Origin of the sequence: Rhodococcus sp. JS3073, assembly GCF_026810085.1 — a bacterium.
In the GTDB taxonomy this organism is placed as follows: domain Bacteria; phylum Actinomycetota; class Actinomycetes; order Mycobacteriales; family Mycobacteriaceae; genus Rhodococcus_F; species Rhodococcus_F wratislaviensis.
In genome coordinates this window covers 2,179,897-2,193,798 of sequence record NZ_CP113951.1, presented here as the reverse complement: position 1 = coordinate 2,193,798, position 13,902 = coordinate 2,179,897, and the positions used below count along the sequence as shown (strand labels likewise).

Sequence of the window (13,902 nt, the reverse complement as noted above, 5' to 3'; positions counted from 1 at the left end):
CGCTTGGGGTGCTCTCGAAGGAACACGCCTCGTCCAACCACGTTGCAGTGCAATTGTGTTGGCACGGTGTCGGCGGAAATCGCGGCTGTCTCTCGTCGGGTTGCGCCGTATCGATCGGCGATCGACCGTCACGGCGCGATGACAGGGTTACGGCCCCGACGTGTGGGCGGCCCCCGTGGTCGAGGGCCGCCCCAGGGGATGGGTCAGAGCCATCCGGGTAGCACGAAGATTCCCCAGGCCACGAGCGGTCCGACGAGTGTGACGAGTGCGCTGTATTTGAGGATCTGTTTGTAGAAGCGGTCGCGGTCGACGTCTTGTGCGTTGGCGAGTACAAGGGCGCCATTGGTCGAGAAGGGGCTGACGTCGACGATGGTCGAGGAGACGCTCAGTGCGACGATCACCCCGACGGCGCCGATGTTGCCGGACAGCAGGAACGGGACGGCGAGGGGGATGGTGGCACCGAGGATCGCTGTGGACGAGGCGAACGCCGAGACGATGGCGCCGATGTAGCAGAGCAGTAGTGCGACGAGCAGCGGCAGTCCGAGGCTCGCGACTGCGTCGCCGACGTATTCGACGGTTCCGGCCTCCTGCAGCACGCCGACGAACGTGAGCACACCGCCGATCAGCAGTACCGTCGACCAGCTGATTTGCGCGATCGCACCCTTCTGGGCCTTCGGGGAGGCGAGGGCGAGCACGACTGCGACGGTCATCGAGATGAATCCGACGTCGAGGTCGAGGACGAGCGCGAAGAGCGCGAGGGCGCCGAGGCCGATGAGTGTGAGTATCTGATCGAAGGTGATGGCGCGGACGGCGGTGGCCAATGCGGGGCTGTTCTCCGCGGTGACGGTCTGGGTCGGTGCGGTGGTTGTGGTTGCCCCGTGCCCTCGCAGGCGTGTGGGTGCGGCGCTCGCTCCGCCGACGGTGCCGTCGTCGTGGTGGTGTTCGTCGTGCACGCTTCGTCCGAGGAGGTCACGGCCGCCGAGGAAGACGAACAGCAATACTCCGATCGCCGCATTGAAGAACAGGCTGCCGAGGAACAGGGCCAGGGGGCTGCTGACGAGGCCGGCCTTCGACGCGATGTTGTTGACGGTGACGCCGTAGATGCTGATCGGCGAGAAGCCGCCGGCCTGCGCCCCGTGAATGACCATCATGCCCATCAGGAGTTCGAACGGACCGCCCACGTCATCCGCAAAGCCATCGAACGCGGCGAACTGCCCGAAGACGTGGACCCCCGTGAGGTTCTCGAAACCCTTTCCGCCCCCTTGTATTTCCGGCTACTGGTCGGCGACCAACCTCTCGAGAGTGCCTTCATCACCCGCTGTATCGACCACACCATCGCCCTCTACAGCATGGAGTTGCGATCATCGCACGAACCCGAGGATCCCCTTACCGGATAGCGACCGGGCTGAGGATTCTGGCAAATTCGGGAGAATCACGTACCGACACGAATTCGAGAATCCGCAGTTCGAAAGCTCGGAGAAGTGACATGTGAGCCGCGAACCTACAGTGTCGGTGGATATGTAGGTTCCACTTTTATTGTGTCGGTTCCCCAGCTCATGTCGTTCGGGACGCCACGCATTCCCAGATGTCGGGATTGACCGCGCAGCCTCGATCGCCTGGACTTCACGCACTCCACGCGTTCTGGTGCATAGATCTGAGGTGGAGGGGGACCCCGACCGCAGCAGAGCGCGCGTGCGTGGGTTGATGGCGGCGCATCCGAGTCACTACGACCATGTAGAGCCGTAGGTTCACCTGGACCCGGTCGGTGAGCCGAGGACGTTGAACGGCACTGGTTGCTGAGCAAGTCACGGACGCGATCCCACGTGCTGCCCATCGCTTTCGCGGTATTCCACCCGGACGAGGCGGCACCCTGTACGCGGCGAGCTTGCCGACGGGGCGCGAGGAGATCGACCGCCGGTGCCGGAGGGACTACCGTTCTCGGTCACCCGGGTGACCGTCGGCGCCGATCAGCCGAGGTTGACCCGGCACCGGGAACCGCAGTGGCCGAGGCGAACTGGGAGCCCGCGGGAATCTCGTCATCGAACTCGATCGGGGGCACACTCGAATGGACTTGGGTTCTTCAGAACTTCCCGACGGCGTCGAGGTTGGCGAACACCTCACCAGCCATGAAGACGTTCGCACCTGCAGCCTCGTTGAGGGCCTGCGCGAAATACGGGGAGAAGCGGAACGGCCAATACGTCGGGCCGATCCCGCCACCGTGCGGCGTCATGACCGTCGGCATCATCTCACCGACATTGTAGGTGGCGACAATCCTCTCGCCCTGGGCGACCCCGTTGACCTTCACGGTCCCGTAGGCGCCGTCCATCCTCAGCCAGATATCTTCAACCACAACAGAATTCCCAGTCTTGCCGATGAACCTCGGCCCGCCGGGATAGAACACGCCCATGCACGCGTCGATATGGTTGGTTTGCGAGCCGATCGGCAGATAGAGACCGGTCTTCGCGGGCTTGGCCTCGAACGGCGCGATGCCTTCGACCGCGATCGCGTTGTCGTTCATCAGCGTGACGATTCGCGGGGGGAAATCGAAGTTGGCATATCCGGACTGCGTGAAGTACGGCAATCTCATACACTCGGCCTGAGCAGTCGGCAGGGGCGCGTGAAAAGATAACGCCAGAACCAGGAAGACCCAAGCGACTGCTCCTACAAACGCACGCAAGACACGCATCTCTGCTCCAATCTTCGGGTTTGTTCGGCGTGGCACCGGGCGACAAGTGGCGCCAAGAAGCCACATATAGTACGGTACGCGCCCCGCGCCTGGCATCAAATCGCCATTTTGCTCGGATTGACTTTTTTTTGGGAGAATCCCCAGCGGTGCGCGGAGAAGAGCTGGTGGTGCCGTCGAGTTCAGGCAGAGCTCTACCTCTGCGCGATCAAGGGCTGCCACTCCATCCGGATCCTCGGCAATTCGATCGCCGATCCCGATGACTGCGGACCTGGCATGTTCGGCGCTGCGAAATGCTGTCGCGCTCCGCAACCCGGCACCGTCGTTCATTCCGCTCGCGGCATCGAGTGCGGTTCTGGGGTCTTCGTAGAATTGTTGTCCGGCATTGGTTTACGAGGATCAATGAGGACGACGAGGGCACGTGGTGACGATGCGGCGATGGAATCGTTCTTCGCGTCTCCGCAACGCAATGTCCTCGACTGCCGTGCGAGCGGCCGTGAGGTACCTACTGTTGGCGATCGTGGAATGGATCGAGACGACCTACCACCGGCGGAGCCGGCGTCGCTGTTTCGGACGTGCACGCGATCGGCGGTACGCAAGAGCTGGGCGCCCCGATCCCAGTGCCGCATGGCAACCGAGCCCGGATTTAGCTGTGCAAGAGAGCATGTGTTTCCTCGAGGTATGGGATCGCGATCGGAAGAACCGTTGCGGGATAACCGATCCGGAACGTCGCGACCGGGCACTCGTCGGCTCCACGAATGTTTCGGTCAAGGATTCGACGACCGGGCGGGAAGGGTTCGATTGCCGAAAACCTACCCTGGCAAGTGACCCGAGGCCCTGGTTTGCGCAGCCTGCTTATCTCCCGCTCATCTTCCGTCTGGAGAAGTGCTCATACATTTCCTGCGAAGATTCGAAGCCGATGCGACCAACTCCCGTGTCGGCGGGGTCCAGAGGATGCTCCTGCAGGGTCGATGCCGCGGGATGTCCTCCGAATGGTCTTTGTGGTGTTAACGGGACAGCCATCCACCGTCGACGGACAGGGCGGTCCCGGTGACGTAGGCGGACGCGGCCGAGGCGAGGAAGACGGCCGCACCGGCAAGATCTTCCGGTCGGCCCCAGGTGCCGGCGGGAATGCGGCGCAGCATGTTCTCGGCCCGCGCGGGGTCGTGCCGGTGTGCAACGGTGAATTCGGTTTCCATGTAGCCCGGCGCGATCGCATTGACGCGGATGCGCTGGGCGGCCCATTCATTTGCCAGCGCCTTTGTCAGTCCGAGGATTCCGTGTTTGGAGGCGGCATAGGACGGAACCTCCATCCCGCCCTGGAAGGAGTTGATCGAGGCGATGTTGATGATACTGGCGGCATCCTCACCTGCGGCGAGGACCGAGTGTGCGAAGGCCTGGCTGAGCAGGAAGGGGGTGGTGAGGTTGAGGTCGAGCACCGCCGACCAGTCCGTGGGCGTGGTTTCGGTCGCGGGGCCGCGGCGGATGATGCCGGCGTTGTTGATCAGGATCGTCGGATGCGGGAACTCGGCTTTGGCCCAGGAGATCAGCTCGGCCGCGGTGTCGGGTGTCAGGTTGCTGAGGTCGGCGGTGCGGGTGGCGCAGTGAACGCCGCGGGCGCGCACCTCCTTGGCGACCTGGTCGAGTTCGCCGATGTCGACGGCGAGGATGTCGGCTCCCGCCTCGGCGAGTGCGATGGCCAGTGCGCGGCCGAGGCCGCGGGAGGCACCGGTGACGAGGGCGGCGTTGCCGTCCAGCCGGAACAGGTCCATAACCGTGGTGTGGGCGGGTGTGTTCATGGGAGAGGCTCTTTCGAAAGGTGGTGACCGGGCCGGTGTGCGGGGTGAGCGCCGCACACCGGCCCGGAGGCTTCATCAGTTGCGGGTGGCCTCGTCGAGGACCCGGTCGTGTTCGAGGGAGGTGCGGGCGGTTTCCTTGGCGGCTATTACGGCGATGATGGTGATCACGGCGAGGACGGCGAGGTAGATGCTGACCGCGATGGTGTTCTTTTCCTCGACGGTGCCGAGCAGTGCGACCGCGATGACGGGGGCGAGACCGCCGGCGAAGACGGAGGCGAGCTGGTAGCCGAGGGAGGCGCCGCTGTAGCGGACGCTGGTGCCGAACAGTTCGGAGAACATCGCCGCCTGCGGCGCGTACATCAGGGTGGTGAAGATCAGCCCGATGAAGATCGCCGCCGCGATGACGGTTTGGTTGCCGGTGTCGATGAGGGGGAAGAACACGAAGCCCCAGATGCCGGCACCGAGTGCGCCGGTGAAGTACAGCGGTCGCCGCCCGACCCGGTCGGACAGGGCGCCGATGATCGGGGTGAGGAAGAACTGCGCGACGGAGGCGATCAGCACACCCGCGATGGCGGCGCTCTTGGGCATATCCAGGTAGGTGACCATGTAGGTCATCACCACGACCGTGAAGATGTAGTACGAGGTGTTCTCCACCAACCGCAGGCCCATCGCGATGAGCACCTCGCGGGGGTATTTGCGTAGGACCTCGATGATCGGTGCGTGCTCGGCCTTGTGGTTCTCGAGGGCTTTTTTGTTGGCGGCGAAGACCGGGGATTCTTCGATGCTCAGCCGGATCCACAACCCGATGAGGACGAGAACGGCGCTGAGCAGGAAGGGAATTCGCCAGCCCCAGGAATCGAAGGCTTCGTCGCTCTGGAACAGTGCCAGCACCCACAGCACCACCGCCGAGAGGAGGTTGCCGAGTGGCACTCCGGCCTGGGTCCACGACGTCCAGAATCCTCGGCGGTCGTTGTCCCCGTGTTCGGCGGCCATCAGGACCGCGCCGCCCCATTCGCCGCCGACGGCGAAGCCCTGGAGCAGTCGGCAGCCGATCAACAGCAGCGGTGCGGCCATACCGATGCTCGCGAAGGTCGGCAGTAGGCCGATGGCGAAGGTGGCGGCGCCCATCATGAGCAGGCTGACGACCAGCATCTTCTTGCGTCCGAGTTTGTCGCCGTAGTGGCCGAAGACGATGCCGCCGAGCGGGCGGGCGAAGAAGCCGACCGCGAACGTGGCGAACGCCAGCAGGGTGGCGGTGGCCGGTTCGCTGTCGGGGAAGAACAGGGGCCCGAAGACCAGTGCAGCGGCCGAGCCGTAGAGGAAGAAGTCATACCATTCGACGGCCGTGCCGATCATGCTGGCGAAGGCGACCTTGACGATCGAGGTGCGCCCGGCCGCGTGGGTGGCGGGTTCGGCCGCAACGTCGGGTGTGGACATGGCGTGTCCTTTCGGGACAGGGGTGGGGTCCGGTGTGGTCATGGGACGAGCACGACCTTCATGTCGTGACCGGCCGCGGCGCGTTCGAGCGCCGAAGCCGCATCCGTGAGGGAAATTTCGGTCACCAGCTGAGGCCACGGTGTCGGGTCGGCGGCCATCGCGGCGGCAGCGGCCCGGTAGTCGACCTTGGTCGATCCGTAACTGCCCTGCAGACGAATCTCCTTGCGGGTGACGGCGTTGAAGTCGACCGGTCCGGTACGGGCGAACAGGCCGACGACGGAGATGGGGCTGCCGGGCAGGACCGCGGCGATGGCGGCATCGAGCGCGGCCGTCGAACCGGAGGCGTCAACCCATGCGGTCGGGATGAAAGGCAGCGCGTCCCGGTCGGCGATCACGGTGCGCAGACCGAGCGCGCGGGCGAGCGGCAATCGCACGTTCTCATCGTTGCCGACCCCGGAGAGCACGACATCGTGGCCGTGTTGGGCCAGGACGAGGGCGGCCATCGTGCCGATCGGTCCGGGCCCGGACACCACCACCCGGGTGGGTCCGTCGGTGGTGTTCTCGATGTGCGCGACCGCGCGGCAGGCGACCGACAGTGGTTCGGTCAGCGCCAGCGTCGACGCCGGCAGGCCGCGGTCGACCTCGACCAGGCGGACCTCGGGGACGACGAACGATTCGGCGGCGGCGCCGTCGAAGGACAATCCGAGGACGGTGCGCCGGGGGCAGATCTGCCGGAAACCGCGCTCGCACAGATCGCACACGCCGCAACCGTCGATCGCAACGGGGACAACGCGTGTGCCGAGCCAGGCCGGGTCGACGCCCTCGCCGAGGGCTTCGACGTATCCCACCGCCTCGTGTCCGAGCACCACCGGGGGGCGGATCCATTCGTAGCCGGTGTCGTGACGCCAGGCGTGCACGTCGCTGCCGCACAACCCGCAGGCCTCGGTGCGTACCCGCACCTGCCCCGGGCCAGGTTCGGGCTTGGGCAGATCCTGCACCAGGACGTCGTGGGGAGTGGCACTTTTCTTGGTCAGAGCTCGCATGGGAAACCTGCTAACTTTCGCCCGCTGCCGGGCTCAGGGATGAAAGAGTTTGGGGCACCGGCGGACACCGCCCCTGAGTGCCGAGGCACTCGGTGTGGTTGCACCATGTCAGGCGGTGTCCGCCGCAGTGTCAGCGGATGAAGCGGTCGACGTAGTCGGCGCCGAGACCGATCTTCTCGTAGTGCGCGCGGGCCTTGTCGATCTTGCTGAAGACGTCTTCGATGCCGACGGTGTTGCCGTCGACGTCGACGTAGATGTACGCACCGCTCACGTGGAACAGGGTCGCCATCTCGGTCACGTCTTCGGGGACCTCGAGGGTGTGGATGTCACCGGGCGGCTCGAACGCGTAGGTGCCCTCTTCTGCCCACCAGTCGTACTCGAGGTAGTGCCAGCGGCCCCGCAGGGTGAACGCGTGCACCGCCCCGGCGTGCCGGTGCCGGGACAGGATGCCCGAGCGGCGCACCCGCAGAATGTTCACGAAATAGCCCTGGCTCGCCGACAACACCAGCGGGCGGAACTCGACATCCTGGGACTGCGGAACCCACAGCCGCTCGTCACAGTCCAGATCCAGTGCACCCGGAACGATCAGATCGTCACTCATCCCGTACGGCTTCGGACCCATGTAGGGCACAGCCTCTTCGTTCTTCATGCCAACGGTGGAACTCACGATGCTCTCCTTTCGCTTAATCGCATAAGCGACGGTACATCGTTGTGTTTCAGCGCACAAGCGGTGATGTTTCAACGAATCATCAATGCCGCTAGCTGGCTAAATGAATGGAATCCGAGTAGTCGATCGGTATTCTTAAGTGGTCGGCGACTGGGTTCCGTGCAACTTAAACGAATCAGTGAGATGTTTGTGCAGGACGCTGCGCGGCGTCGCCCCTGGGGGCATCACTTAACCGCGTAAGCTGGCGCGCATGACCGACAGCAAGTCCAACGGTGGCCGCACCCGGCGAGTGACGATGAGCGATGTCGCCCGCAGGGCGGGGGTATCTGCTGCCGCGGTCTCCTACGCACTCAGCGGGGCGCCCGGGGTCAGCGACGAGAGCCGCCAGCGGATCCTCGCCGTCGCCGAGGAGATGGGGTTTCGACCCAGCAGGATCGCCCGGGAACTGCGCTCGGGCACCACGAAAGCGATCGGGTTGCTCCTGGCGGACATCGCCAACCCGTTCTACACCGAGGTCGCCGGGGGAGTGGTCGCCGCCGCCGCCGAAGAAGGCTACGAGGTGTTCGTCTCCCACGTCGGCGTGGACGGTTCGCGGCAATCGGACGTCGCGTTCGCGCAGGTCGACCGGAACTGCAGCGGCCTGATCTTCACCTCGCTCGTCGCCGCCGACAAGCCCCTCCTCGACAAGCTTCGCCACGAGAAGATTCCCGTTGTGCAGCTCTACCGCCAGATCGAAGACGAACCCTCCGACTGGGTCGGCATCGACGACTACTCCGCCTCGTTCGAAATGGCCTCCCACGTGGTCGCCACCGGGCGCCGCAAAGTCGCCATCCTCGGCGGCCCCGACACCTCGAGCGTGTCGGTCAACCGCATGAACGGATACCGTGACGCGCTGGCCAAAGCGGGTCTGCACGCGGTCAACGAACCCGACGTATGGGGAGAGTTGACCCGAGCCGCCGGCGCGTTGCGCGCCCGAGCACTCTTCGCCGAACACCCCGAGATAGACGCCATCGTCTGCGGTAACGACATGATCGCGCTCGGCGTTCTCGACGTCTCCCGGGAAATCGGCAAGCGCGTGCCGGAAGACCTGGCCCTGACCGGGTTCGACGACATGAGCTTCTCCAGCGCCGGCCCCCTCCAGTTGAGCACCGTGACCGTGCCGCGGGATCTGATGGGCCAACGCGCAGCACGCATGCTTCTCCAACGTCTCGCCGGCGACAAGGGCCCCGCACGCAAAGAGCTACTGCCGTATGGGATTCAGGTGCGAGACACAACCGCTCGACGCGTATAACGCGCGTTTGGCCGAGGGATACTCGAGGATCGGGCGGCTCGGTTCGTAACCGCCCTGACGTGCCGTCCGTCATTCCCGGAGGCTGACACACCCTTGGCGGAAGCACACTGCTTTCACAGGAGGGAGGAGGGAGAGGAGAGGGGTGTTCACCTATGGCGAGCAATGATGCGGGCGTGGGTACCTCCACGAACTGACGGTGCGGTCATCACACGTGAGCGGGACCTCCAATCACACCTGATTCCGCCTGCACGTAGAGATTGTCGACGTCCGCCGAGGTGGGGGAGATGCTCCGCTGTGGGGGCGCTCTCGGCGACCGCCAGATCGTGCGGAGTCGGTGGTGCGTGCGATCAGCACCGTTCCCGAGGGAGCTACCGCTTCGGTGCGGTTGCCGCGTGCGTCGGCGGATTCGCCTGCAGCGATGAGCTACCGGGACTACCGGTGGATTCTCAACGACCCGTTCGACTCCTTCATGGCGAGTGGTGTCCACGGCCAGCGGTTGTTCGTGTCCCGCGGACTCGATCTCGTGGTTGGTCGCGCATTCCGGATCGCAGATCATCTCGCCGTGCGTCGCCGCACCACCGTTCCGGCGGTGTTCACCCGGATCGGGACACACTTGTCGGCGTCAGCGGTGAAGGATGCTGCTGATCAGGTCTCCGACGGTGAGAAGCTGTTGGTCCTCGAAGAAGCGGCCCTCGAGGCAGAGGCCCACTGACAATCCCTCGGCGGTAGACCGGCCGGGGACGGTCAGCATCGGGACCCCGGCGACCGAACCCGGCGCCGAGTTGCGGGTGACCGTGGGGAACACCGACTGGGGGCGCCCGTTGACGTCGATGGTGTCGTCCTGTCCGATGCGGGGCGGGAGAACGTGAACGGTGGGGGCGATCAGCGCGTGCACTCCGGCGGCGGCAAACGTCTCCTCGTACAGACGCCGAAGTTGCCACCGTCTGTGGCGGGCGTGCTCGTATGCCCTGACGGTGACTCGGGTGGCTGCGATGGACTCGAAGATCGCCCGCACATCCGGCGACCCGATCGCGTCGATCAGATCCGCGATATCGACGGGGCCCTGTTGTCCGCGAACATTGTTCACCCGCGCCGCGAGCAAGCGTTCAGCCTCGTAGAAGACCAATGCGATGCCAGGCTCCGCGGCGAGCGTCAGATCGTCGGGCATGCACAATTCCACGATCGTCACACCACTCGCGCGCAGGTCGTCGAGCGCGAGATGGGTCGCCTCGGCGACCGCGGGTTCCATGTCGTCGTACCGGCTCGGGACGGTTCCCAGTACCAGATCGGCTGGATCCGGCACACCGACCGTCGGACCCGTTCTGGTGATGACGCGGTCGACGAGGCGCACGTCCTCGACGGTCCGGGCGTGAATACCGATCGTGTCTCGTGACGACGAGAGGTTGACGACGCCGTCGCTCGGGTAGCGGCCGGTGGTGGGACGGAATCCGGCGATCCCGCAGAACGCCGAGGGGATGGTGACCGATCCTCCGGTGTCGGTGCCGAGACTGAAGGGCACCGTTCCCAGCGCCACCGCCGCAGCGCTGCCTCCGCTCGATCCGCCGGCCACTCGGGAGACATCCAGCGGGTTCCGAACCGGGCCGTAGGTGGCGTTGTTGCTCGTGATCCCGAATGCGAGTTCGTGCAGATTGGTCTTGCCGACGACCACCGCTCCGGCCTCACGCAACGCGCTGACCACCCCGGCGTCGACATCGGGGACGTCGAGTGCGAACAGCGGGCTCCCACCTGTGGTGGGCATGCCGGCTACATCGATGTTGTCCTTCACCGCGAACGGCACACCTTCGAGCTCACCGTCGGCGACGGGTGGAGCCAACTGGTCCACCACCGAGATGTAGGCGTTGTGCGAGCCTCTCGCGGCCACCGCCGCGCGGTGGCAGTCGCCCAGAAGCATTCGTCGCCGGTGCGACTCGAATCCGAGCCATTGACTGAGCGTGAAAGTCATCGGCTAGAACCCACGGCCGGGATTGAGCAGCATCTTCGGGTCGAGTGCCCGCTTGATGCTCGCCTGCACACCGAGCGAGACGTCGTCGAGTTGACGGGTGAGCCACTCGCGCTTGAGTTCTCCCACGCCGTGCTCGCCGGTGATGGTTCCGTCGAGGGCGAGCGCTGCAGCGCAGATGCGGTCGGCGGTGACCATCGCCCGATTGCGGGCGTCCACACCGAGGTCGGGGAGCAGGAGCATCGGGTGGACGTTGCCGTCACCGGCGTGACCGACGGTGGCGATGCGGATCCCGGTGTCCTCGGAGATGTCGGCGATGGTGGACAAGAGTTCCGCCAGCCGTGTTCGCGGAACACCGACGTCTTCGATGATGGTCGGGAATTGCTCCATCGTGGCCCACCCCGCGAGCCGCCGGGCCTGGAGCAGCATCTCGGACTCTGCGGGATCCGACGTCGACACGGACAGGTCGGCCCCGGCCTCGTCGCAGCACGCAACCATCCGATCGACCTGGTCGAGCGCATCGGCTCCGTCTGCCTGCCCGATCACGAGAAGTGCTGCGTCCCGGTCCAAATCCATTCGCTGATAGTTCTCGACCGCGTTGATCGTGGCGTTGTCCATGATCTCGAGCATGCTCGGTGTGACCCCGGCGGCGAAGATGGAGTTCAAAGCCCGACCGCCGGCGTCCAGCGTTGGGAAAGACGCCACGAACGTCGCAGTGGCGGCAGGCGTGGGTCGCAGTCGGAGAGTCGCCGAGGTGATGATTCCGAGGGCGCCCTCGGAGCCGACGAAGAGCTGGGTCAGGTCGAGACCCGCGACGTTCTTGACGGTTTTTCCGCCGGTGCGGAGCACGCGTCCGTCGGCGAGGACGACTTCGAGGCCGAGAACGGAGTTGCGGGTGACCCCGTACTTCACGCAGCGCATGCCGCCGGCGTTAGTCGCGAGATTGCCGCCGATCGTCGACACTTCGAAGCTTCCCGGGTCGGGCGGGTAGAACAACCCGGCGTCCGCGACCGCCCTGCCCACGTCTGCGTTGACGACTCCCGCCTCGACCACCGCGGTGTGGTTCGTCGCGTCGAACTCGCGGATCGAGTTCATGCGTTCCATGCTCACCACGACGCAGTTGTCGAGAGCGGTTGCTCCGCCGGACAACCCGGTTCCCGCGCCGCGCGGCACGACGACGGTGTCGGTCTGCGTTGCCCACGTCATGATGCTCGACACCTGGGCGGTGGTCCGGGGACGCAGGACGGCGATCGGCTTGCCTGCGGCCACCAGGTCGGCGCTGTCGCGGCGGTAGCCTTCCATCGTATCGGGGTCGGTGACGACGATGTCGGCGGGAACGAGTTCCTTCAGTGTCTCGATGAGATTCATGCGTAATCCTGGGTCGTCGTTCATGATTCGTCGAAGTTGGTGCGCACTTCGATCAGGGTCGGGTCGTCGGCGGCCAAGGCGGACTTGAACGCGGTGGTGAAGTCTTCGGCGGTCGCGACCGCGGTGCCGTGCACGCCGTATCCTTCGGCGAGGTGGACGAAGTCGATTCCCGGTACGTCGAGGCCGGGAGTCTCGCCGGTGTTCAGGATCTTCGAAAAACCGCGCAGCGCACCGTAGGTGCCGTTGTTCAGGATGACGATGACCACCGGGATCTTGTACTGTGCAGCGCTCCACAGAGCGGTGATGCCGTAGTTGGCGGAGCCGTCGCCGATCAGGCCGATGACCTGACGGTCCGGGGAGGCGAGCTGCGCCCCGACAGCGGCGGGAAGCCCGAAACCCAAACCCCCGGATGCGGGGAAGTAATAGCTGCCCTGGTGCGAGAGATCCATCTGCGACCAGAACGCGTCGGACGTCGACGTCGACTCGTTCACGTAGATCGCGTCGTCCGGAGCGCCCGCCCGGACCAGGGCGAACAGCTGCGCTGGATCGAGGCCGGCGCCGACCGAAACGGCCTCCTCGAAGTCCCCGAGCGGGGGAAGAGGGGAGCGGTCGCTGGGTTTCACCATGTTCGCGAGGATTTCGAGCGTGCTGCCAACCGGGGCAACGTAGGCCTCACCGATCGGGGCGCGCGCCGCTTCTCCGCCGTCGTCGGTGACGTGGATCAGCCGGGCGCCGCCCGGGAGGTAGTTGCCCGGAACGTACTGGTGGTAGCGGAACACGGGCGCGCCGACGACGAGGATGAGATCGTGCCCCTCCAGGGTTTCAGACAGGTCGGCGACGCCGGCGGGGAGAACGCCGCGGAAGCCCGGATGGCGCGTCGGGAAGGGGCAACGTGAGGGGGACGGGGCGATCCACACGGGTGCGCGGAGTTTCTCGGCCAGGAGCACCGCATGGGCGTTGGCACGATCGGCGTCGACCGCCGGTCCGAGCACGAGTACCGGGTTCGTGGCCGACTCCAGAGTCTCGATCAGATCGCTGATCTGATCACCGGACAGGGACGCGGCACTGTGCACGTCGCGCGCGAGGAGGCCGGCGGATTCCGGGGGAGCCTCCGCGGCCCAGTCGTCGTAGGGAACCGACACGTAGACCGGACCCTTCGCGGGCAGCAGCGCGGTGTGGATGGCCTGATTGATCGTGCGCGGCACGTCTTCCGCGCAGGTGGGCTCGCTGCTCCATTTGACCAGCGGCTTCATCAGCGTGCCTGCGTCGACGTTGGACAGCATGACCTCCTGCCCGATCGTCGAGCGAACTTGCTGGCCCGCGGTGACGACGAGTGGGCTGTGTGAGTAGACCGAATTGGTCAGCGCGCCCATGGCATTGCCGGAGCCGGAAGCCGCGTGCAGATTCACCAGAGTCGCCTCACCGGTAACCAGCGAGTACCCGTCCGCCATCGACAGGACGGCACCTTCGTGCAGGCCGAGCACGTAGCGGAAGTCGTCGGGCATTCCGGAGAGAAAGGGGAGTTCGTTCGATCCCGGGTTGCCGAACACGGTGGTGAGCCCCCGGGCCCGCAACAGTTCGTACGTCACTTCACTCACCGTTGCCATCGGTTCTCCCTCGTGTGATCGGCGACACCGACTGTGTCTCCGCGTCC

Annotated in this window: 11 protein-coding genes and 1 pseudogene; 3 read left to right on the top strand and 9 right to left on the bottom strand. The window is 65.5% G+C overall.

All coding sequences use genetic code 11. The features are described from left to right. Window positions 1-203 precede the first annotated feature (203 nt). A pseudogene (locus OYT95_RS10005) lies at window positions 204-1,163 on the bottom strand (SLC13 family permease); the annotation flags it as partial. On the opposite strand from OYT95_RS10005, the gene OYT95_RS10000 reads away from it, so the two are divergent. Next, window positions 1,137-1,397: a TetR-like C-terminal domain-containing protein gene (locus tag OYT95_RS10000; protein WP_268791355.1), complete on the top strand. Its 261-nt coding sequence runs from the start codon at window positions 1,137-1,139 to the stop codon at window positions 1,395-1,397. The pseudogene OYT95_RS10005 and the gene OYT95_RS10000 overlap by 27 nt on opposite strands. A gap of 683 nt (window positions 1,398-2,080) precedes the next feature. Here OYT95_RS10000 and OYT95_RS09995 read toward each other — a convergent pair. From OYT95_RS09995 to OYT95_RS09975, 5 genes are all read right to left on the bottom strand, one after another. Further along, window positions 2,081-2,518: a hypothetical protein gene (locus OYT95_RS09995; protein ID WP_268791354.1), complete on the bottom strand. Its 438-nt coding sequence runs from the start codon at window positions 2,516-2,518 to the stop codon at window positions 2,081-2,083. Window positions 2,519-3,690: 1,172 nt separating this feature from the next. Further along, the gene (locus OYT95_RS09990) at window positions 3,691-4,482 is read right to left on the bottom strand and encodes an SDR family oxidoreductase (protein ID WP_268791353.1); all 792 of its coding nucleotides are present in this window, start codon (window positions 4,480-4,482) and stop codon (window positions 3,691-3,693) included. Window positions 4,483-4,557: 75 nt separating this feature from the next. Continuing rightward, window positions 4,558-5,919 carry an MFS transporter gene (locus OYT95_RS09985; protein ID WP_005561020.1) on the bottom strand — a complete coding sequence of 454 codons (1,362 nt, stop codon included), beginning with the start codon at window positions 5,917-5,919 and terminating at the stop codon, window positions 4,558-4,560. A gap of 38 nt (window positions 5,920-5,957) precedes the next feature. Next, window positions 5,958-6,962, bottom strand: a complete 1,005-nt coding sequence (locus tag OYT95_RS09980) for an alcohol dehydrogenase catalytic domain-containing protein (protein ID WP_268791352.1) — start codon at window positions 6,960-6,962, stop codon at window positions 5,958-5,960. A 130-nt stretch (window positions 6,963-7,092) separates the two neighbouring features. Next, window positions 7,093-7,629, bottom strand: coding sequence for a 2,4'-dihydroxyacetophenone dioxygenase family protein (locus OYT95_RS09975; RefSeq protein WP_268791351.1), 537 nt, complete (start codon window positions 7,627-7,629; stop codon window positions 7,093-7,095). A gap of 250 nt (window positions 7,630-7,879) precedes the next feature. On the opposite strand from OYT95_RS09975, the gene OYT95_RS09970 reads away from it, so the two are divergent. Both OYT95_RS09970 and OYT95_RS09965 read left to right on the top strand, forming a co-directional pair. Continuing rightward, complete coding sequence (locus OYT95_RS09970; RefSeq protein WP_037235413.1) at window positions 7,880-8,920, top strand: LacI family DNA-binding transcriptional regulator; 1,041 nt, start codon at window positions 7,880-7,882, stop codon at window positions 8,918-8,920. A 337-nt stretch (window positions 8,921-9,257) separates the two neighbouring features. Further along, window positions 9,258-9,632 carry a hypothetical protein gene (locus OYT95_RS09965; RefSeq protein ID WP_268791350.1) on the top strand — a complete coding sequence of 125 codons (375 nt, stop codon included), beginning with the start codon at window positions 9,258-9,260 and terminating at the stop codon, window positions 9,630-9,632. Here the strand turns inward: OYT95_RS09965 and OYT95_RS09960 are convergent. The 3 genes from OYT95_RS09960 to mdlC are packed head-to-tail and all read right to left on the bottom strand — an operon-like array spanning window position 9,543 to window position 13,855. Next, window positions 9,543-10,883 (bottom strand): amidase family protein, encoded by a 1,341-nt coding sequence (locus tag OYT95_RS09960; RefSeq protein ID WP_268791349.1) that lies wholly within the window; start codon window positions 10,881-10,883, stop codon window positions 9,543-9,545. The two genes, OYT95_RS09965 and OYT95_RS09960, sit on opposite strands and share 90 nt — an antisense overlap. Before the next feature lie 3 nt (window positions 10,884-10,886). Then, window positions 10,887-12,248, bottom strand: coding sequence for an FAD-binding oxidoreductase (locus OYT95_RS09955; protein WP_037235421.1), 1,362 nt, complete (start codon window positions 12,246-12,248; stop codon window positions 10,887-10,889). A 20-nt stretch (window positions 12,249-12,268) separates the two neighbouring features. Further along, window positions 12,269-13,855, bottom strand: coding sequence for a benzoylformate decarboxylase (mdlC, locus tag OYT95_RS09950; protein WP_268791348.1), 1,587 nt, complete (start codon window positions 13,853-13,855; stop codon window positions 12,269-12,271). Window positions 13,856-13,902 lie beyond the last annotated feature (47 nt).

What these genes read in the sequence shown, in the direction of transcription:
- OYT95_RS09995 (WP_268791354.1), bottom strand. Translation starts at nt 2,518, where the DNA reads ATGAACGACAACGCGATCGCGGTCGAAGGCATCGCGCCGTTCGAGGCC.
- OYT95_RS09990 (WP_268791353.1), bottom strand. Translation starts at nt 4,482, where the DNA reads ATGAACACACCCGCCCACACCACGGTTATGGACCTGTTCCGGCTGGAC.
- OYT95_RS09985 (WP_005561020.1), bottom strand. Translation starts at nt 5,919, where the DNA reads ATGTCCACACCCGACGTTGCGGCCGAACCCGCCACCCACGCGGCCGGG.
- OYT95_RS09980 (WP_268791352.1), bottom strand. Translation starts at nt 6,962, where the DNA reads ATGCGAGCTCTGACCAAGAAAAGTGCCACTCCCCACGACGTCCTGGTG.
- OYT95_RS09970 (WP_037235413.1), top strand. Translation starts at nt 7,880, where the DNA reads ATGACCGACAGCAAGTCCAACGGTGGCCGCACCCGGCGAGTGACGATG.
- OYT95_RS09960 (WP_268791349.1), bottom strand. Translation starts at nt 10,883, where the DNA reads ATGACTTTCACGCTCAGTCAATGGCTCGGATTCGAGTCGCACCGGCGA.
- OYT95_RS09955 (WP_037235421.1), bottom strand. Translation starts at nt 12,248, where the DNA reads ATGAATCTCATCGAGACACTGAAGGAACTCGTTCCCGCCGACATCGTC.
- mdlC (WP_268791348.1), bottom strand. Translation starts at nt 13,855, where the DNA reads ATGGCAACGGTGAGTGAAGTGACGTACGAACTGTTGCGGGCCCGGGGG.